Origin of the sequence: Desulfobulbus rhabdoformis (genome assembly GCF_016919065.1) — a bacterium.
In the GTDB taxonomy this organism is placed as follows: Bacteria; Desulfobacterota; Desulfobulbia; order Desulfobulbales; family Desulfobulbaceae; genus Desulfobulbus; species Desulfobulbus rhabdoformis.
The window spans coordinates 25,510-46,850 of record NZ_JAFFQA010000041.1 but is presented as its reverse complement, the minus strand read 5'-3'; the positions used below and the strand labels follow the sequence as shown (position 1 = coordinate 46,850).

Genomic DNA, 21,341 nt, shown 5'->3' with positions numbered 1-21,341 from the left:
TGCAATCCACGACCACACCACGTGGTGATCATTTTTCTTACTTTGACTGGTAGAGACTTTCTCGTTACTGGTAATGCTTCATGAGAATTTAAGCGGATTTTCGGGGCGGCGGGAATGCGAATCTACAGCAACTAGATCATTACCGGCGTTCCAGTCACTTCCCCGAATCTGAGACCGATGGCGATTTGGTGTGGAACAACAGCAAAGAGCAGGAATCAGGCGTGTATGCTATTGATTTTACCCATAAAGATGAGCGTTTTTTTGCCGATGGCACCTTAGCCTACACCTATTACAACGAGGAATACTACGATACTAAGGATATTTTCACCTCAAGCTCTACTTCCCGGGGCGATGTGGATGACCGTGAGCAGGACACCTACACGGCAACGTTCTCCGGCGGCTACCGCTTTGATTTTGGTCCGGTCTCTTATACCCCCACTGTGGGTCTGAGTTTGGAACGCATCGACTTTACCCAGCGCAGAACCTACCCCTACGATACCGCAGGCACCCGAAGTACTGCAAAGTATGATGTAGATCTTGATGAAACCACTACAGGGCTCTATTGGGACAACGACTTTCTTTTTGGAGAACACTGGGGGGTGAAAGTGGGGAACCGGGTCGATCATGTTGATATGACCTTTGAGACCAAAGAACCCTCGCACCTTGATATCGATGATACCATGTGGAGCTGGACGGTAGCGCCTTCCTATCATTTTGCCCCCAATGCCAATGTCTACCTTTCTTTAAGCCGCAACTACTGGTTTCCAAGCCCTCAGTATTACTATTGGGCCGGCAACTATGGTAGCCCCAACAATTTGCCCGAGAACTTGAAACCCGAAGAATCTCTGACCTATGAAATTGGTTACAAGCATCATGTGAATAAGGCCCTCAACATCGCAATAACCGGATACTATACGGAGACTCAAGATAAGTTCAGCGGCTATTACGAGGGCGGGAGCTATATGGGCCAGAAAAATACCGGTGATGCCGAAACTTTTGGTCTTGAGCTGGAACTTGATGGTCGGCCTCTGTCATGGCTTGGGTACCGTATTTCAGGAGCCTGGATCAATGCGGAATGGAAAGGAGGTACAGCCAGAGTCTATGAGCATCCCTCCAATACACGGGTAGAGGTTGATCTCGATGGCTATAAGGTCAATGGTATTCCAAAGTTCACTAGCCGTGTTGGTCTTGATTTTTATCCCTACGAGGGATTGAAGGCGAGTATTGATGCGATCACCACCGGTGAGTACTACCTTGACTATACCAACCGGGTGACCTATCCGACAAAGACTACCTTTGACGCCTCGGTGTCCTACTCCTGGGATGAGTATAAATTCTGGGTTTTGGCAAAGAATATTCTTGATGAAGAGGTTGAGCGGGCTATTAACAGTGATGCCGAATTAACCGGCCCCGGCGGTACCCTGGCGACCTCATACTATGTGTTGGATGGGTTTTATATCGAAGCAGGTCTGAGTGTGCGATTCTAACTTGAGGGCATCTTGAATAATTGCTTTTTCTGCCAATCTCCCGGAATCTGGCGCTTACCTCGTTATGCGGAAAATTTTATCCTCGGAGGTAAGCGAAGACTCCGATATCAAGTATATGCCTGCGGTAAAATTTTTCGCATGCCTTGACCTTGATTGAAAAATCTAATTATTCAAGACACCCTTGAGAAATTCAGGTTATTGTTCGGGTGCATTTGATAGTTGAAATGGCTGTTTGATATACGATAACATCATAGAACGTTTTATACTGACGGCTTTGGGGCAATTGTTTCAAAGCCGTTTCTTATAGGTTCTGTATTGCCTGAAATTCACACATAAGACCACAAGGAGTACTCCATATGACCACCTATACCATTCATCCCATTGTCATGGGGACAAAGGTCTTTGATAAATCCATGATGACCTACCAGTACGGTTCAGGTACGCAATTCACTATTCCCATTTATTGTTGGTATCTTGAAGGAGGGGATCAAAAAATACTTGTTGATACCGGGGAAATGGGGCCGATCCGTTCGGAAGACAGAGAAAAGGCCATTGGCGGACGAATCTATACCTTTGAAGAGGGGCTCGCCAAATGGGGACTCAAGCCCGAGGATATCGATGTGGTCATTCACACCCACTTGCACAACGACCACTGTGAAAATGATTATAAATGTGTCAACGCCAGGATTTATGTGCATGAAAAAGAACTGGAGTCCATTCACAATCCGCACCCCCTCGATTTTCGCTACAATGAAGAGTTCATTTATGAGGTGGAAGAAAACGGTCAGATTGAAGTCGTCAAGGAAGACAGTGAACTCCTGCCCGGAATTCGTGTGGTGCATACACCGGCGCACACCGAGGGCGGCTTGTCCATTATGATCAATACAACAAAGGGAACAGCCGTTATTACGGGATTTTGTGTGATTATGGAAAACCTGGACCCACCCAAACAGATCAAGGCCATGGAAATGGAGGTCATCCCTCCTGGTACTCACGTGAATGTCTACCAGGCCTACGATATTGTGGAGAAGGTGAAATCAATGGGTGATATTCTCTTACCGCTGCATGAACCTGCCTTTGCCAGCATGGAGAGTATTTGACTCATGCCGTCCCCTGGAGCGGACTGTGTTTCCGCTCGCTCTTTTACATTTCTGAGTTTTTCTTGGCTCTGTTTCGACCCACCTCTTGTCAAGGATTCAGAGAAAGGTCTTATCCTCAAGAGGATGGAGTTTTACCTCTGTGGGAGCCGAAATTTTAAATAAAATTTATTCATGAAAATTGAGAGAATGTGATAGGGTTCCTTATGTGGAACAAATTTCTTACCTGCCGTAACTCTTAAATCTTTTGAGTAAAGCCAATCTTCGATGAGAGAGCCTCAAGCCCCCACGAATGCCAAATTTATTGATGGTATATCACTTGCCTCATTTCTTCAGCTCCTGGAACACGAGCGGAAAAGCTGTACCCTGGTGGTGACCCAGGGGGAGCTTTTGGGCAAGATATTTTTCCAGGAAGGAAACCTCATTCAAGCGCAGCACAAAGAACTGCAGGGCCTTGATGCTATCTACTCCATTCTTTCCTGGGAAAATGCATCCTTTTATCTGGCCACGGGCCAGGCGCCGACTCAGACTATCAGCCAACCGCTGGCACATATCCTTCTGACCGCCTCTACCAAAAACGATGAACGCAGGGCCGCGCAGCATGCAAAGGAGCCGACTTCCGGCAAGCAGGGGAAAAAGGCGTCGATGAAGGCTGCGCTTGCAACGCTCACCAGTAATCTGTTGGCCATTGAAGGGGTGGAGGAGTGCTACCTGCTCAATCGTCAGGGAAAGCTGGTCGCTCAGTCCTGCAACAACCAAAAAATGGCAGATTTTATTGCCTACTGTGTTGTCAGCGGTATTCAAATGCGCGAGGCTCTTGGGGCGAAGGGCTTGCATAATATCCGCATCCGCCTGGCAGATGAATCCGTGGTGTTCATTGTGCCTGCCACCGGAGCCATTATTGGGCTTCATCTTACCAGTGATGCGGATATAGCTGATGTGTACCCCAAGCTGCGCAAGGCTCTCACGCGCAAATAATCTAAAGAATACGTTCAGTCTGCCATGGCTCTCAATAAACTCCTTGATGAAATTTCAGTTATTCCCGGCGTGACCGGCTCTTGCATCTTTGATCGAAACGAGGGGCCCCTGTGTACCAACTCAGAGGCAAACATAGCCACGGACGTGCTGATTAAGGTTGGATCTTTTCTCGTACGAATGTGCAAAATGGGAAAGATGAACGGGTTGGATTTAGCTGGGAGTCATTTCCGCTTTGATAACTGTACTGTGGTGAGTACGCCTCTGGGCAATGAGTCCATTCTGCTTACCATCTGTAACACCCAGGCCAACTGTTCTCTGGTGGCAACCACGGCTGCCATGTTGGCCGCAGATATGGAAGAACAGCTTGAGCGTGGTTGGGGCGCCCAGGAAAAACAAGATGGGGAAACCGTACAGGCCGCAGGACAGGTGGTGCAGGATGCGGCCCCAGCAGAAGACTTACAGGAGTTTTTCAGTGTGATCGAAGGTGCCTTGGCTGAGGCGATTGGCCCCGTTGCCGGTATGATTCTACAGGATACCATTGTTTCCTGGCAAAAAAAGGGGCCTGCCCGACATTCACGGCTTGCTGAGTTGGTTGATCTGCTTCTTGACGAGGTGGATGAAGAAGGACTGGCTCAGGAGTTCAAACAGGGGGCCCTTGCTGCAATTGCAGCGGTTAGATAACAGGCACCAATTCCTTTTCTCCCAGATACAAACCAATGCATTGCTTTTTTGAAAGCGTGTCTTGAACCAAAGGCACTCTTCGACCACCTGCGTCGAAACCTTGGAGGTCTCATGAGTATTCGTCTACGTTTTATTCTCATTATTGGAGTCATCAGCCTGATAGCAGCCTGCCTGTTTGCCTATCTCAGCTATCAATTTACCGTCAATAACGCCATGGAGGAGGCCCGGGCAAAGGGAAATATCGTTTTTACCTTTATTGAGTCATCCCGGAAATTTTTCCGTGACGAACAGCGGCCCCTTGTCATGGATATTGTGGAAAAAGAGCGTTTCTATCCTACCTTGATGTCGGGCTTTGCCTTTACTCGAGGGGTCTGGGATGAATTTGCCAAAGAGTTGCCGGAGTATCGCTTTAAACAGGCCACCATTGATCCTCTCTATGCACCCAATAAGGCCGATGCCGATGAGTTGGCCATCATTGCCGAATTTGAGGCCAATAAGGAGCTGAAGACCAAGGAAGGAATCCTGGAAAAAGACGGCGAGCGGTTTTTTTATTTTGCCCGTCCGGTTAAAGTTGGTAAAAAATGCCTCCGCTGTCACGGCAATCCTGATGATGCCCCAAGGGACCAGGTAGAAATTTACGGCACGGAAAACGGCTACAACTGGAAACAGGGTGCAACTGTCGCCTCGTTTATCACCTATGTGCCCATCCATACGGCGTTGGAGCAGGCGAAACACTCGGCTCTGACTCTTTTTCTTTTCGGGCTGGGAGGAATAGCCCTGTTGGTTGTGGTGATCTGGGTGTTCTTTAATGGATATCTGGTTAGGCCGATTACCATGCTGGAAAATAGGACCACGGAAATCAGTCTGGGGAAAAACCTTGAAGAAAAAGTTGAGCATGGGGCAAGCGATGAAATCGGGGCTCTTGCCCGGGCCATTGACCGTATGCGTATCAGCACCAAGAAGCTGCTTGAACGATGCAAAAAATAATTGTTGTGAGCCTGCTCGCTACCATGATGGGATTATTGGGGTGGGGCTGGCTCCCGCAACGTAGCCTTGCAGCAGATTGCGCATTTTTACATGACAAGATCAACAAGGAAAAGAGTTTTATCAAGCGGCGGGCCCTGTACCGTCAGGCTGTGGAAGTGTGTACGGGCGATGCCAGCCTCCACTATAAATACGCCTATGAACTGGAACGATCACGAAAATATGAGCTGGCTCTGGAGCAGTATCAGCAGGCAGTTGCACTCGATCCCACTCTTGCAAAGGCGTATTTCAACATGGGGGATATTTATGCATCCCAGAATAACCTGATAGAAGCGCGGCAGGCCTATCGAAAGGGGCTTGAGTTTGATCCAGACAATAGTCGGGCGAGAAAGAATTTGGAGGCTATTGGCTCAACCTCCCGGGAAGGAACTCAGCCTTAGGGAATCTTGAAAAAAATATTCAGTGGTAATCAAAAATAAAAAAAACAATATGTTAAATCGAATTCAAATTCAGATATTTAAGAAGCTCAGTCAGGAGAAAAAACTAGAGATAGACGCGTATGTGCACCAGTATTCTCAGGAATTCTTGTGCTCCCAGAGAGAAAAGCTCGAAGAACTCACCGAAGAGGAGGGAGATGCCTGGATTCATAAAGCCTACGTACAGTCAATGGGATAAGACCTTTTTCGGCTCCCGATTATCTCACTCGTTGATTTCTTCAATCTCTCCTTCTACCTCGAGATATACCTGACGTAAGTGTTCCAGAGTGCGCTGATCGGTTTGCCAGAGGTTGCGTGCCTCTGCTTCCAATAACTTGTCGATGATATTTTGCAGGGCATAGGGGTTGACCCGGCGCATCCACTCCTGCATTTCAGTGGCAAAAACCACTTTTTCACTCATCTTCTGGTACATCCAGTCGTCAATCACATCAGCGGTGGCATCCCAACCGAAAATGATGTCCATGGCCTTGGAGATATCACCTGCTCCTTTGAATCCGTGCCGTTTCAGGCCGTTGAGCCATTTGGCGTTTAATATCCGGGCGCGCACAATATGCCGTGCCTCTTCGCGTGTTGTTCGCACAAGAACATGTTCGGGGTCCGCGCTATCCCCGGCAACTGAGAAAGGCAGTTGGCCACGAACGGAGCGAACCGCAGAGATGAGTCCGCCATGATGACTGTAAAAATCGGTGCAGGTCATCATGTCTTTTTCCCGTGAATCTTCGTTCTTTACCGTTGCCTCCATGCGCCCAAGGACACGGCGAAACATCTGGGGCGAGGCCTCGCCATACACATTTTTTCCGTAAGCATACGAAGAAAAACCAATGTACATTTCACCGAGTTCATCCGCGTTGTTCCATCGTTTCGTTTCCACCAATTCGGTCACACCGGTTCCGTAACACCCGGGGGGAGCGCTGAATAGGCGAAATGTCGCATTTCTGTGCGCCTGTTGCGGGTCCAGGCCCTGATCCAGCCAATGCTGTTCATCCCGGAGAACATGTTTCCGCAAATAATTATCTTCAGTGGGCTCGTTCAATGCGGCAATCATGGAGACTCCCTGGTCGATGAGATCGACAAGGAGTGGGAAGGCGTCACGAAAGATTCCGGAAATACGTGGTATCACGTCAATGCGCGGTCGTCCCAGCTCTTCCAGGGGAATAACCTCGAGTCCGCGTACCACTCCCGAACCAGCCTGCCAGATCGGCCGAAGCCCCATAAGGGCCAAGATCTGGGCGACATCATCCCCCTTGGTGCGCATGGTCGGGCTTGCCCAGAGTACCATGCCTATGCTGGCAGGATACTGCTCGTTCTCTGCCAGGTAGCGGTTGAGGACTGCTTCCGCAAGCCGTTGCCCAACCTTCCAGGCTGCAGGAGAAGGGATTTTTCCGGGATCAACGGAGTAAAAGTTGCGTCCCGTGGGAAGAATGTTGACCTGGCCCCGACTTGGTGCCCCGGAGGGACCGGGGAGAACAAAATGACCATCAAGGGCGCTGAGCACGGCAGTAAGTTCATGATCTGTTTGTTCCAGTCGTGGCAGAAAGTCATCGCGAACAGCCTCCAGGATCAGGGCAATATTTTCTGCTGGCCTGTTGAAATATCGCAGGCAAAGAGCGGCAATGTCTTCAGGTTCTGCAAGCAGATCCCTGAGCAGGTCAAGGCAGCACTGATGGGCTTGGGCAGCGATTTCAACAGCGTGGGGAGGTAAATCCTTGCTGCTTGCAGAAATGTTTTTGCACTGCTCGGGAGAATAACCCAATGCCTCGAGAACCGCATCACGAAGGGAAGGCGTTCCCGCGTTTTCCAAGCGGGTGAACTGTGCCAGGGTTTCAACCAACTGCTCCCCTTGAGGCGGCATCCCGAGCACATGGAGGCCATCGGTGATTGTGGTGTCGGCTATCTCTCCAAGATATTGATGCAGAGCATCAACCATTGCCTGCAACTGTTCGTCTGTTTGCGGTTTTTTAAGTTCGAGATCCAAGGTCAGGGCATTGGCTGTCGCTGCTTTCCAGATCATTGTACCCAGGACGGATATTTTGCCCTGATCCTGTACCAGGGCCTCTCTGTATTCACTGAGCAGGCTCTCCAGTTCGACCAGGTCTGGATCAAGGTCGGCATTAGTTAGTGCGGGAGGCAGGTGGTCAATGATACAGGCATTCCCTCTCCGTTTGGCCTGGGTTCCCTCTCCTGGATCGTTGATGATATAAGGATAGATATTGGGGAGCTCCAGCAGCGTAAGGTCCGGCCAGCAGGAATCGCTGAGTCCCACCGCCTTTCCCGGAAGCCATTCCAGTGAACCGTGTTTGCCGATATGGAGTACCGCATCCGCCCCGAAAATTTCCTTGATCCAGCGGTACTGCGCTGTGTAGGGGTAGGGCGGGGACAGGCTCTGGCTGTGGTAGAGTTGGTCAACCGCCTCAAAAGCACTCCGTGGCGGTTGGATCGTCAGGAATACATTGCCGTTTATCAGTCCCGGAAAATACATCTGTCCATCATCGACAAAGAGTTCCCCGGGAAACTCCCCCCAATCTCCTTTCTGTTGCAGCTGTCGTTTGGGATCAATCTGTCTGTGCCATTGCAAGGCCGTTTCACAGTCAATGGAGGCCTCGCATTTGTGCGCCATCTGTTCGGGCAGCAACCAGCGTTGATCTGCAGTGAGACGGCTGCACAGTTCAGCGGCCAGATGATCACCGTTTTCATAAGGGCTCTCAATCGTGTACCCTTGGTCTAAAAGTCGATCGATGAGGATCTTGACACTGGTAAAACTGTCCAGACCGGAAGCGCAGCCAATGCGGTCATTTCTTGGCGGGTAATGGTGAAAGACGATAGCGATCTTTTTCTCACTGTTTTTGAGGTGACGCAGTCTGGCCCAGTTTATTGACAGGCGGACGATTGTTTCAATCCGCTCGCCTAAGGGCAGATAGGTATTGATTGCCGCACCTGTGAGAGGATCCATAGCTGTGGTCTGTTTGGCCGCAACAGGTACACCAATGAGAACCCCATCAAGCTCGGGTTGAGCGACACCAATGGTAATATCTACATTGGTCAATCCCTGGGAGCTTTGTTCCCAGGCTGCAAGGTCTTGGCCTGTGGACAAGGCCTGGATTACCGGCACGCCAAGACGGTTGAGCGGGTGTGAAGCGTCAGCACCCATGCCCAGGCTGAACATGACCGGGCTGAGCAATACATCGATGACGGGAGTCCCCTGGTCAAGGAAGTATTTTTCTATAATTTCTTCTGGTCCATTGTTGCCCAGCAGGCGATCCTTGAACCGCATGTGAAATACGCAAAGGACGTTTGCTCCCTGTCTTTCAATCTCATGGATAAGGGCATCGATGTGGGCGCAATTTTTTGTCGCCCAAAAATTTTGATAGAACCAGATTCCAACAGTTGGTTTTGTGGGGTCAAGATCCTGCAAGTAGCGGGAATGGTCTGGAATATAATCAAGGTCCGGATGGTAGATGCCATCAAAGGGCAGTGGCACAGGCGGAGGGCAGGGCAGGTCGGTGGCACAACAGATATTGGAGAGGCAGGTGAGAAGGTTGTGTAAATTATCAATGCCGCCATGCCTATGATACTGGTTGAGCGTGTGCCAGTGTCCCTGTGCATGGCTGTCGGCATAGGTTCGAACCAATTCAAGCACTGCCGGGCTGCTTCCGGTGGGCTGGATATGGATGTAGGGGAGCGGGGCGCCTTGGTTTCGGGCCTGTTCAATCTGCTCGCACAGTTTTTCCCATGCCGGAAAAGAAAGACTTCCGGACATGAGGGTGAGCACCAATACATCGGCGCTTAAGGCTTTTTCAATGAACTCCTGCTGGCGTTGAGGGTTTTTTTCAAGCTGGGAGCGCGAACGTGCAAATACTTCGATCGGCCCAACTTTCCGTTTATACCGAGAGATCGCCAGGCTGAGATTGGGGATTTCATTGGACGATACGCTGTAATAGACCAGGGTCCATCTTTTGCTGGGGTTTTTCATGGGAACACTGTCGGTTGCGGGTGCAATAAACTCTTATTGGTTATCTCAATTCTATGATGAATGCAAAACGGAAAAGGTAATGATTGCCGTGTTGATAAAGCAGAAAAAGAGTTGGTCGTCTAGCAGACCCTAATCTCCTACACGCTTCCTTTGCAATCTACAATGGCTTTTTGAGTTGTACTGTTTTGCTCTGTTCCCGATTTGTTTCTACGAGAAGGGATAAAAAATTTACTTCATTTTTTGGGCACTCTTTCTTTTTTTTAACGAATTTTACCTCACATTGTGGTTGCTCTGCTTACTGGTGACATGGGAGAAGAATAACGTATACAGAGTTGGTTGGTGAAAAATTGAATCACTGAAAAGGTCTGGAACTCTTTCATTTCAATCGTTTTGCGCTGCAAGAAATTAAAAGAAAAAAATCTTGACAATCTTGATTGTATAGGTTCTATGCATGCCTAGTTCAGGTGTTCGAGAGAACGTAAAAGGGAACCCCGTGTAATTCGGGGACGGGCCCGCCGCTGTGACCGAGGACGAACGCTGCAAGATGTCACTGACCCCAAGAGGTTGGGAAGACGCAGTCAGTAGAATGATTCGGAAGTCAGAAGACCTACCTGAATGGTAAAGGAGACGACTGCGTGGACGGCGGCGTACCCGGTATATATTTCTGCGGATAAATAGGGCTATCCCGGATCGATTTTTTCGATCCGGGATTTTTTTTTGTCAAGCCCAGGTGCGCAGACCGAGGCCGCCTACGTTGTCAACTCCATCAGCTCACCATGCGAGGAGTTATGCAACCATTACAGGCCAGCAAAACAGCAAAGCGAAGATCAATCCGTCTTTTTGATACGTTCAAAATGCGGACAGATTTTTTTGTTTTTTCAATGCAATACAGCAAGACTGTAACGCCGCTGAATTGCCACTTGACGAGGTGGGAGCATGACTGATCCTGCCCGTATCACTCTGCAGCTTGCAGCGCTTTTTTACCTGGCCGCCTTTGTCGTATCATGGCCTGTTTCCACAAAACGGTTTGTTTTTCCCTTCCTGTTTTTTGCCGCTCTCGGCTGCAATAGCTTCACCATTTATAGCCGCTATATGCAGAGCTGGCCCATGTTGCCGATGCATCTGGGGGCGCTGGCCCTGCCGTTGTGCCTTGCCCTGATGCTTGCCTTTCTTGGTGGGCTGAGGGCTTTTACGCATTGGTTCGTCCTGCGTCTGGGGCTCTTGCTCTGTGTTGCCCTCATCGTTGTTGCTCTCCTCTTCCCTAAGGATTTCTACCTTCCTTTTCTCAAGTCAAAGACGTACTTAAGTCACGCCTTTCTCTGGTTTGCTCTTTTTGCCAAAGGGGCTTGCGCTATTAGTGCACTTTGGGCGCTTTCGGCCTGGCCTTTTGCCACGGCATTGCCTGAGAATATTCGACCATTGACTGCTTTGAAACACTCTCTGGGGTGGGCCGCCCTTGGCTTTGGCCTCTGGACCATCTCCATGTTTTGTGGCGAACTTTGGTGTTACCTGGGCTGGGGGACGCCTGTCGTCTGGCAAGATCCAGCCCTGACACTAACCCTGGCAGGATGGTTCTTCTATGCCTGTGTACTCCATCTCCACCTGACAAAATCATGGAACCTGCAGCTCAGAGCGGCATTTATCGGTTTTGGCGGCCTTGTAGTGCTGGCCATGAGTTGCCTACCTGATTTTGGTCCCTTCCGCCCGGTGGTGCTGCCATGAAATCAAGACGAACATCGCTCTGGCACCGGCTGGGCTCCATCAATCTGACGATAGTTCTCTGTATTGTTCTCACCATGGATCTGATCTGGGGTTATTTCTGCCTTGAACGGAAGACACCGATCTTTACCCCTCTCAACGATATGGGGCTTTGGGCCTGGAGCAAGACCTATGGGCTGTACAACCTCCAGCATACCGGTTGGTTTTTTCTGCTCCTGGTACTGCTTACCGCATTCTCCCTGAACACCTTTGTCTGCACCACCAATCGGGTGCAACAACTGTTTGCCTCCAGGCGTGGAGGGGGGCAGTGGCTGGGTAAGCTGGCACCGCATGTCATGCATTACGCCCTTATCGTCATTCTTTTGGGCTACCTCTGCAGTTATCTTTTCACCGATGTACTAACCGGCCGTACGTTGGTGCCGGGTTCCAGCCTTTCCTTACCAGATACCGGCGGTACGGTTTCCCTGCTTGCCTATGAGCCTGATTACTACCACGGCAAGCGCCTGGCATTTTTTGACGATGCGGTCATCACCGCCCGTTTTCGCCTGCAGCTTGATGATGGGAACTCCCAGCGCGAGGCTGTGCTCAGCTGCACCCGGCCGGTAAGATTTCAGGGATACAGTCTCCATCTGAAAAATTTCGCCCCCAAAAAAAAGGGCGGCATGAATAGAAAAACCAGAGTCGATCTCTCTATCCGCAAGGACCCCGGGGTTGGCATCTACCTGGTGGGCATGGGCCTCTTTTCACTGGGCCTCCTGCTCTATTTCTTTGATTGGGTCATGATTCGGGAGAAACATTCATCATGAAAAAAACACTGGTTATCGGTCTGGTGGCCTGCTGCCTGCTGGCCCTGCTTACCGCAGGATGCCGACAGGAGAACACCCCCAAAACAGCAAGCGGGGATGAGGCGGAGCGTCCCGCCTTTCTTCAGATCGGAGAGTTTGCAGTGCATCGGATTTCACCGACGCGTACCGAGGTCCGCGACGGGGCCGGTCGTACTCTGGTGCTTGTTCCCCGCGATGCCCCCATGCCCACGGACTGCCCCCCAAATCAGGTGGTGCGGGTACCGGTGCAGCGGATAGTGGCCTATGGATTTTTTGATATTGCGGTCCTTCGCGCTCTGGGCGTGCTCGAGGATTCCCTGGTCGGGGTAACCACTCCCAAAAATCGTTGGTATATCCCTGAGATCGTACGGGGGATGCAGACCGGAAAGATCAGCTATGTCGGCGATGCCGCAGCCATTGATTACGAACGGCTCAAACAGGTTGAGCCGGAGTTGGTGCTCACCTGGGATCCCTCCATCATTCCCCTGCTTGATGACCTGAAGATACCGGCAGCGGTGACCACCACGCCCACAGCCATGTGTCTCAATGCCCGCATGCGTTTTGTCCAGTTTCTCGCCCCGTTTTTCCATAAGGAAAAGGAGGCGGATGCGTTTTTTGCCCGTATCGACAGCGCGCTGAGTGAGATCCGTGCGAGGACTGCCGCTGCAACCTATGAGCCCAAGGTAATGTGGGGCGATATCTATGAAAAGCGGGTCATGGTCGAACCGGGCAATGCCTGGGTGGGAGAACTGGTGGGGCTGGCTCAATCCGCCTATCAGTTTAAGGATGTATTTGGCACCTCCTGTATCGAGATCACGGTGGAGCGTTTCCTCTATTCGGGCAAAGATGCGGATATTTTTTTTACCTACCGCTCTCCGGATATGGGCGCCACCTCTAAAGCCGCTCTGGCACGAATGAATCCGCTGATCAAGGATATCAAACCGTTGCGCCATGGAAAGGTGTACGCGCCCTTGCCCCATTACTCGCAGTCAGCGGATAAACTCGATGATATCCTCCTCGAGATCAGTGCCATCCTTCACCCGGAAGCCTATCCCAACTATAGGTTGCGCTATTTCACCGAGCTGCCTGATGCAGATCCCCAACCCCAGGAGGAGAAATCCCTATGAGCACCGCCCAAAGCTGTTGTGATCTGCGCCCCATCTCAGTGCGCCGGGCTCCCCTGGTCTTTGGACTGCTTGCAGTGCTGACCCTGGTCATGCTGGTGCTGAATGTTGGCTTTGGCTCGATTCATTTCACCCTGCCCCAACTCTGGCAGGCCTTGACCCATCCTCAGGATGAATCGACCATCAGCTTCATTCTCTGGAATATCCGTATTCCCCGGGCCATTGCCGCCGTTTTTGGTGGGGCCTATCTGGCTGCTGCCGGGCTCCTGCTGCAGATCTACTTTCGCAACCCCATTGTCGGCCCCTATATCCTTGGCATCAGCTCCGGTGCCACGCTCATGGTCTCCTTTGTCATGCTGACCTCGGTGACGGTGAGTTGGACCCTGTTCACCCCCTTTATCTCGACCCTGGCCGCCTTTGCCGGGGCCTATGGCGTGATGTTGATCGTGCTCGCCATTGCCTCCCGGGTTAAGGGCGGGGTGACCCTGTTGATTGTCGGCCTGATGATGGGCTACCTCTGCGGTGCGGTCAGCGCCATTCTGACCGCCTTTGCTGAGAAGGAAAAGATCAAGGGGTTTGTTCTTTGGCAGTTGGGAAGCTTTTCGGGCTTCAAGTGGAATGAGATCTGGCTGCTGTTAGTCGTGGGGGGCGCGATAATGGTCTTGCTTTACCTGCAGAGCAAGCCACTTAACGCCTTTTTGCTGGGCGAGGAGTATGCCGCCTCCATGGGGGTGAATATCAGACGTTTTCGGTTGCTGATCCTGCTTTGCTCCTGCGGGCTTGCCGGTATGGTCACCTCCATGGCCGGCCCCGTGGCCTTTGTCGGCATGGCAGTGCCGCATATGGCACGACTGGGCTTTGGCACCTCGGATAACCGTATTCTCATTCCCGGTGCCTGCCTCATGGGGGGGCTGGTCGCCAGCCTCTGCGACCTGATCGCCCGCTCGGTCATGGCACCGGTGGAGCTGCCGCTTTCTGCAATCACCGCCTTTTTCGGCGCCCCGATCGTCATCATGCTTCTGCTTAAACGGAGGGTCAAACTATGAACGCAAACCTCTATCAGTACGATCAAGCTCCCCTGCTTGAGATTCATGACCTGGATGTCGGCTATGGCCATAAGCCTATTCTCAGGCAGCTCAATTTCAGCTGTCTCCCCGGCCAGTTCATCAGCCTGCTTGGCCCCAATGGCGCCGGAAAAACAACCTTGCTCCGCACCCTATCGCGCCATCTTTCCCCCATGGCCGGTCAAGTCAGGGTGCAAGGCAGGCCTCTGGAGGATCTTCCCGCCATGGAACTCGCCCGCTTCATGGCGGTTGTCCTCACCGATAAGTTAAGCCCCCCCCTGTTTTCCGTGTACGAGTTTGTCGCTCTGGGGCGCTATCCGCATACGGATTATCTGGGAAGACTGCGCAGCGAGGATCAAGTGAGCATCAGCTCTTCATTGGCGGCGGTTCATGCCCTGGATCTGGCAGAACGGCCCTTTGCCGATCTCAGCGATGGCGAACGGCAGAAGGTGCTGATGGCTCGCGCCCTGGCCCAGGAACCAAAGATTCTGCTGCTCGATGAGCCGACCATTCACCTTGACCTTAAACACCGGGTGGAGGTGATGGCTATTCTGCGCGATCTTTGCCGGAGCAAGGGTATTACCGTGATCGCTTCGCTGCATGATGTTGACGTGGCGGCCAAAGTCAGCGACAGGGTGGCGCTTGTGCGGGAAGGAAAACTCTGTGACTGGGGGACGCCGGAGGAGGTGTTGAACGCCAAGGCGGTTACCGGACTCTACGACTTTGACAAGGCAGAGTTCAATAGCGCCTTGGGCGGAATAGAGCTCAAGGGGGAGGGCAACCGGGGGCGAGCCTTTGTTATCGGTGGCATGGGTACAAGTTCGCTTATTTATCGCTTGCTTGCCCGAAAGGGGTTTGCCATTGCCACCGGCGTGGTCCATGCCAATGATCTGGATTTTCATGTGGCCAGCGCTCTGGGGGCGGACTGTGTTGTGGTCGATCCTTTGGTGCCCATCAACGGAGAAGCAACCACTCAGGCCCTGAACCTTTTACGGGATTGTGATCTGGTGATCGACAGCGGGTTCCCCCTGATGGAGGGCAACAAGGCCAACCTGGAACTGCTGCAGGAAGCGTTCAACAGCAAAAAGATAGTCTTTACCCTGCGAGACGCTGATCCAAAATCGGTGGTCAGCCCGATGAGCAGTTCCTATCACCGCTGTTCAACTCCCTCACAACTGGTCGAGGCGCTCGAGTCTTACCAGCGTGTCCCTGCTGCGCAGCACCATCCCGAGGAGGCCTGAGATGCAGTCCTTGTCGCTTTGTTACTTTTCCGCCACTGCCTCCGAGATTCCCTCGCTCTCCGAGGGTGTTCGGCAGGCGCTTGATCAGGGACAACCGCTGACAATCCATGCCCGCACCCAGGTGCAACTCTTTGATCAAAGCCGTCATCAGGCCTTTGTCAAGGAGGCATTGCAGGCGGACGTGGTGATCATCTCTCTCCACGGTGGACGGGGATCCTTTCCGGCCTTTGATCTTTTGGAAGAGCAACTTGTCGGGATTTCAGACCAGAAGCGTCCGCTCATCCATGTGCAACCCACCAGTGGCGATGAAGATTCCATTGAGGCGGCGCGTCAGTTTTCCACAGAGTTCGGCACACCTCAGTGGGACGAGATTAAAAAATATCTGCAATATGGTGGCGCCCAGAACTTTTACCAACTGCTCACCCACCTTCGGCACCGTCTCTGCGGTGGGCAACCAGTTGCCCATCCACCGCAGCCATTGCCCGACGATGGAATCTACCATCCTGATTTGTCAGGATTTCCAAGCCAGGAGGAATATTTATCCTCCAGGATTGATCCGTCAAAAATCACCGTTGGCCTCTGGTTTTACCAGACCTACTGGATCAACAACAACCTGGCCTTTATCGATGCACTGATTCGCTCCATCGAGGCTGCCGGTGCCAACGTGATTCCGGTCTTTCATCTGCGCTACAAAGATGTTGAACGCGGAAACCGCGGAGCCGATGATGTGGTGGCCGATTACTTCATGGATGGCGACAAGCCCCGCATCGATGTGCTCATCAATCCGCTGATGTTTTCCCTGACTCTGGCTTCACCGGCCTTTAAGGAGTTGCTGACAACGCTGGGGGTACCGGTGATCCAGGCCATGACCTGCACCGCTCCCTATGCCCAGTGGTCGGAATCGGTGCAGGGAATGCCCACCATGGATGTCTCTTTTTCAGCGGCTCAGCCCGAATTTGATGGCGCCCTGATCACCGTGCCGGTGGCCACCCGCGAGCAGGAAGCCCTTGACCCCATTACCGGGGCTCTGCTCGCTAAATACATGCCCATCAAGGAGCGGGTGGACAAGGTTGTGCGTCTCGCTCTGAACTGGGGGCGCCTAAGCCGTATCCCGGTTGAAGAGCGAAAAATTGCCATTGTCTTTCATCACTACCCGCCGCGTAACGATCGTATCGGCTGTGCGGCCGGTCTGGACAGCTTTGCCAGTGTCAGTTCGCTGCTTGCGTGTATGCAAGAGCAGGGCTACCGGATTGACCACGATTTTCCTGAAAAAGACGAACTGGCCCACAGCCTGCTTGAAAAGATGACCTGCGACCAGCGCTGGCTTCCCATGGACCAAATGGCTGCACGTGCTGAGGCCTCCGCCGGTGCCGAGCAGTACCAAGGCTGGCATGCGGAGCTGCCTGAAGCCATTCGCGAAAAGATGAGCGAAGACTGGGGCGCCATGCCTGGTGACCTCTTTGTTCATGGAGAGAAACTCCATTTCGCAGGCCTACTCAATGGCAATGTCTTTCTTACCATTCAGCCTCCACGCGGCTATCTGGAGCAGATCGATAAGGTGCTCCACGATCTCTACCTCTCGCCGCCCCATCATTATCTGGCCCAGTACCGTTGGATTCGCGATGTGTTCAAGGCAGACGCGGTGATGCATGTAGGCAAGCATGGCTCGCTGGAGTGGCTGCCGGGTAAGGCGCTGGGGCTCTCGGAAGAGTGCTATCCGGATCTCTCCATCATGGAGCTGCCCAATATCTATCCCTATATCATCAACGATCCGGGCGAGGGCACCCAGGCCAAGCGCCGTTCCTACTGCTGCATCATCGATCATCTCACTCCGGCCTTTACCAATGCAGATCTCTACGATGACCTGGCCAAGGTGCAAAACAAGGTGGCCGAGTATGCCATCGCCACCAGCGAGGATCCGGGCAAGCTGGATATCCTCCGTCCCATGATCTGGGAGGCGGTAGTCGCCGCCAGTCTTGATCAGGACCTGGAAATCACAAAAGAGAGTGCCTTTGCTGATTTTGATGGGTTTCTGGAAAAGCTGCATGCCTATGTCGAGGAACTGGGCGACACCATGATCAACGACGGCCTCCATACCATGGGGCTGGCGCCTGAGGATGAGCGCTTGGTCGAATTTGTGGTCCAGTTGACCCGAATTGCCAACGGTTCGGTGCCTTCGCTGCGTGAGTCGCTGGTTGCGGCCATGGGCTGTGATTACGACGATGTTCTGGAGAATCGCGGAAAACGTGAATCGCGCTTTGGCAACCGGACAGGAGGCGAGGTACTGCGGGCCGCCCACAATAAAGCCCTGGAGCTGGTCCACCGATTGGCCGCCTTTGATTTCAAGCCAGCTGCGGTCACCGATCTCTGCGGGGAAATGCTCGCAGACATTCCCGCAGATGCCCGCCTTTTGATTCAATCCACCCTGAACTATATCGCTGGTACCCTGGTGCCCAATATTCGGCTCTGCAGCGAAGAGCTTGATGCAGCCCTGGCAGCCTGCGCAGGCCGATTTGTTCGCCCCGGTCCCTCAGGGGCACCTAGCAGAGGTCAGGCCGATATTCTGCCCACCGGTCGCAATTTTTACTCGGTTGATCCTAACAAGATCCCCAGTCCTGCGGCCTGGGAAGTCGGCGTGTGTCTGGGGGACGCCCTGATCAAGCGCTATCTCGATGAAACCGGAAAGTACCCCAACTCCATCGGCATCCTTATCTATGGGACAGCCACCATGCGCTCCCGGGGCGATGATCTGGCCGAGGTGCTCTACCTCATGGGGTTGAAACCGGTCTGGCAGAAGGGCAGCGGCAATGTTAGCGGGCTGGAGGTGATTCCAGCATCCAAACTCGGTCGACCACGCCTGGATGTCGTGCCCCGTGTTTCCGGGATGTTCCGTGATTCCTTTCCCAACCTCATGGAACTGATCGATAAGGCAGCTCAGATGGTGGCCGCCCTGGACGAGCCCATGGAGTCGAATTTTGTTCGTAGAAACGTCTACCGCGATCTGGAAGAGTATCGCCAGGAAGGAATGAGTGAAGAAGAGGCCTGGCGAGAGGCAACCTTCCGCGTTTTTGGCTGTCCCCCCGGTACCTACGGGGCCGGTGTCACCGAATTGATCGAGTCAAAACACTGGGAAACCCAGGATGATCTGGGCAATAACTATATCCGTTACTCCAGTCATGCCTACGGAAAGGGCAGCTACGGCAAGTCCAAGCCCATGGCCTATCGTCGTCAGCTTGCCCGCATGGATGTCACGGTGAAGAACGAGGATTCCCGCGAATACGACATGATGTCCTGCACCGATTACTACAACTACTACGGCGGTATGATCGTGGCGGTGAAGACGGTGCGGGGCACGCTGCCCTTTGCGGTCATGGGGGATAGTTCCGATCCCAAACGGGTCAAGATCCGCACCACCAACGAGGAAGCCAAGCATGTGTTGCGCTCCCGTCTAGTCAACCCCAAGTGGATCAAGGGGATGAAGCGACACGGCTATAAGGGGGCAGGGGATATCTCCCATGTAATGGATATCGTTCTGGGCTGGGATGCCACTGGCGAGGTGATAGATGATTGGATGTATGAAAAGATCGCCCAAACCTACGCCCTTGATCCCGAGATGCAGGAATGGATGAAGGAGGTCAACCCCTTTGCCCTCCAGAATATCCTCGACAAACTGCTGGAGGCGATCAGCCGTGGCATGTGGCAGGCGGAGAGCGAAATGGAGGAGGACCTGAAAAACGCCTACCTGGAGATGGAAGGCGAGGTCGAGGAGTGGAGCGAATAAGAATGATTTCGGAAAACGATGAGCAACTCGGAATGTCGTTTTCCGGGCTGTCTGCAGGAACAACAAAGGGAAACAATTTCTGGACAGTACTGGTCTGTGTAACCTGTCTCCTGGTTCCTCTCAATCAGGGGCTCTGCTTTGAGAAGAACGGGGCTATCGTGCTGACGGCTGAGGATATTCAACCGCTGAAAGCGAACAAGATGGCAGATCTGCTGAATCATGTGCCTGGTGTGAGTGCCAGTGAAACCTCGGTGAATATTCACGGCTCTTCAAAAGTTCGGGTCCTGGTCGATGGGCGTCCGATTAACGATCCCACTTCCTCCCACGGGTCAGTGAACTGGAATGTGGTGGATCCGGACCAGGTAGAACGGATCGAGATTTATCGAGGCAAGGGGGGCGTCCGCTATGGCCAGGATGCAGGCGGTGGGGTGATTCTTGTGACCACCAGGAAAATTCAGAAGGTGCGAGGTGCCATCAAGACCTACGGCGGAAACAATGGGACAGCCTTTGCCAGTACGAGTGTACAGGCACGCAGCGGTCACTGGGGTGCTGAATTGGGTGGGGAGGCTGAGACCACCCAGGGATATAAGGTCAACAACGATAAAAAACGGCAACGGGGCAGCCTGAAGCTGAATTACACCCTGGATGAGGAACGGAGTCTCAACCTGGGGGTTGACTTTGTTCATGTTGAGAAGGGACTTTCCGGCTTACCGGCATATCCCACGCCCTATTCACGTAAGGAGAACTCCAATACCGTGCTCTCCGCTCAGGCCAGAGCCTATAGCCTGCTCAGCTCCACCTTTTTCAACACGGGTGATCAGCATTCCGAAGATGTCAGCCGCCTGCTGGATAAGCGGTTGCGGGTCAACGAACTGGGGCAGGATCTCAGCTCCAGCCTGGATACCGGGGACTGGGGCAGCTTGAGTTATGGGGTCGGTTACCGTTTTTCCCAGGCAAGCGGCACCACCTTTGATGACCAGAGCGAAGAGGTTTTCTCGCTTTTTTTCAGCGAGACGCTGCACCAGGAATCAAGCCCCTGGACCCTGAGCTTGGGGCTGCGTGCCAATGCCAACACTGCCTTTGACGATGTTCTTAATCCTGAGCTGAAGTTGAGTTACCAACAGCCTCGTTGGTCTCTGAGTGCATCGTACAGCGGCAGTAACAATATCCCCTCGTTTTACCAGCGCTATAACCACACCAGCTCGACCCTGCCCAACCCAAATCTTGGTATGGAAACCGCGCAAAATTATTCACTGGCGTTGGCTGTGGAAGTAATCCAAGGGCTGAGTCTGCGTTCCTCCCTCTTTTACAATCAACTGAGTGACCGAATCACCTATGTAACCGGCAATGGCGGGGTGGGGCAGTATGAAAATTTCGGCGAGGTGACCTATCGCGGTGGCGATCTTGCGCTTAATTGGCAACCTGTCGATGGCTTCAATCTGAAGTTTGGCTATACCTATCTTCGGGCCATTGACGAGGAGAGCGGACTCCATCTTCCAGCCAAGGCTGAACATACCGGGACTGTGGACTGCTCCTGGCGGGTGACCGATCGCTTGACCACGGTTTTTTCCGGTAAATACGTCTCCGAAATTTTTCGTAATAGGGCCAATACCAGGACAGTCCCGGAATATTGGCTGGCAAACATGCGGGCGGAATACCAGGTTGGTCAGTATGCGCTGTTTACGGAGATCAAAAACCTGGCAGATACCAGCTACTACTATGCCGATGGTCTGTTGGCTCCCGGCCTGAGCTGGATCGCCGGGGTGAGCTGGAAAATGTGATGAGTTCAATGGATTTATGGTGGGCAAAAAAAATCTGCCCACCCTACAGCTCAATACTTGGCAAAGAATCTGGACTGTAGGGTGGCGCAGGCGTCTTTTTGCCTGCCCACCGT

At 52.7% G+C, this 21,341-nt stretch carries 13 protein-coding genes, 1 pseudogene and 1 riboswitch; of the genes and pseudogenes, 13 read left to right on the top strand and 1 reads right to left on the bottom strand.

Annotated features, from left to right (window positions below; translation table 11 throughout):
• Window positions 1–182 precede the first annotated feature (182 nt).
• From JWJ90_RS17950 to JWJ90_RS17925, 6 genes and pseudogenes are all read left to right on the top strand, one after another.
• A pseudogene (locus JWJ90_RS17950) lies at window positions 183–1,487 on the top strand (TonB-dependent receptor); the annotation flags it as partial.
• Between the two features lie 356 nt (window positions 1,488–1,843).
• A complete protein-coding gene (locus JWJ90_RS17945; RefSeq protein ID WP_205228597.1) occupies window positions 1,844–2,587 on the top strand; it encodes an N-acyl homoserine lactonase family protein in 744 nt (247 codons plus the stop codon).
• 264 nt (window positions 2,588–2,851) lie between these two features.
• A complete protein-coding gene (locus tag JWJ90_RS17940; RefSeq protein ID WP_205228596.1) occupies window positions 2,852–3,562 on the top strand; it encodes a DUF4388 domain-containing protein in 711 nt (236 codons plus the stop codon).
• 24 nt (window positions 3,563–3,586) lie between these two features.
• The gene (locus tag JWJ90_RS17935) at window positions 3,587–4,243 is read left to right on the top strand and encodes a DUF8082 domain-containing protein (protein WP_205228595.1); all 657 of its coding nucleotides are present in this window, start codon (window positions 3,587–3,589) and stop codon (window positions 4,241–4,243) included.
• Window positions 4,244–4,354: 111 nt separating this feature from the next.
• Window positions 4,355–5,230: a Tll0287-like domain-containing protein gene (locus JWJ90_RS17930; RefSeq protein WP_205228594.1), complete on the top strand. Its 876-nt coding sequence runs from the start codon at window positions 4,355–4,357 to the stop codon at window positions 5,228–5,230.
• Window positions 5,218–5,667, top strand: a complete 450-nt coding sequence (locus tag JWJ90_RS17925) for a tetratricopeptide repeat protein (protein ID WP_205228593.1) — start codon at window positions 5,218–5,220, stop codon at window positions 5,665–5,667. The genes JWJ90_RS17930 and JWJ90_RS17925 overlap by 13 nt, the downstream gene beginning before the upstream one ends.
• Before the next feature lie 259 nt (window positions 5,668–5,926).
• On the opposite strand, the gene cobN (JWJ90_RS17920) is transcribed toward JWJ90_RS17925, so the two are convergent.
• Window positions 5,927–9,694 (bottom strand): cobaltochelatase subunit CobN, encoded by a 3,768-nt coding sequence (gene cobN, locus JWJ90_RS17920; protein WP_205228592.1) that lies wholly within the window; start codon window positions 9,692–9,694, stop codon window positions 5,927–5,929.
• Between the two features lie 445 nt (window positions 9,695–10,139).
• Window positions 10,140–10,323, top strand: a riboswitch (cobalamin riboswitch).
• Window positions 10,324–10,630: 307 nt separating this feature from the next.
• Here cobN (JWJ90_RS17920) and ccsA point away from each other — a divergent pair.
• From ccsA to JWJ90_RS17885, 7 genes are read left to right on the top strand one after another with little or no spacing between them, the layout of a single operon-like run.
• Window positions 10,631–11,416 carry a cytochrome c biogenesis protein CcsA gene (gene ccsA / locus JWJ90_RS17915; RefSeq protein ID WP_205228591.1) on the top strand — a complete coding sequence of 262 codons (786 nt, stop codon included), beginning with the start codon at window positions 10,631–10,633 and terminating at the stop codon, window positions 11,414–11,416.
• Window positions 11,413–12,219: a cytochrome c biogenesis protein ResB gene (locus JWJ90_RS17910; protein ID WP_205228590.1), complete on the top strand. Its 807-nt coding sequence runs from the start codon at window positions 11,413–11,415 to the stop codon at window positions 12,217–12,219. The genes ccsA and JWJ90_RS17910 overlap by 4 nt, the downstream gene beginning before the upstream one ends.
• Window positions 12,216–13,364, top strand: coding sequence for an ABC transporter substrate-binding protein (locus JWJ90_RS17905; protein ID WP_205228589.1), 1,149 nt, complete (start codon window positions 12,216–12,218; stop codon window positions 13,362–13,364). Before JWJ90_RS17910 ends, JWJ90_RS17905 begins: the two co-directional genes overlap by 4 nt.
• Window positions 13,361–14,407, top strand: coding sequence for a FecCD family ABC transporter permease (locus tag JWJ90_RS17900; RefSeq protein ID WP_205228588.1), 1,047 nt, complete (start codon window positions 13,361–13,363; stop codon window positions 14,405–14,407). Before JWJ90_RS17905 ends, JWJ90_RS17900 begins: the two co-directional genes overlap by 4 nt.
• A complete protein-coding gene (locus JWJ90_RS17895) occupies window positions 14,404–15,666 on the top strand; it encodes an ABC transporter ATP-binding protein (protein WP_205228587.1) in 1,263 nt (420 codons plus the stop codon). The genes JWJ90_RS17900 and JWJ90_RS17895 overlap by 4 nt, the downstream gene beginning before the upstream one ends.
• A 1-nt stretch (window position 15,667) precedes the next feature.
• Window positions 15,668–19,447 carry a cobaltochelatase subunit CobN gene (gene cobN, locus JWJ90_RS17890; RefSeq protein WP_205228586.1) on the top strand — a complete coding sequence of 1,260 codons (3,780 nt, stop codon included), beginning with the start codon at window positions 15,668–15,670 and terminating at the stop codon, window positions 19,445–19,447.
• A 2-nt stretch (window positions 19,448–19,449) separates the two neighbouring features.
• A complete protein-coding gene (locus tag JWJ90_RS17885; RefSeq protein WP_205228585.1) occupies window positions 19,450–21,228 on the top strand; it encodes a TonB-dependent receptor in 1,779 nt (592 codons plus the stop codon).
• Window positions 21,229–21,341 lie beyond the last annotated feature (113 nt).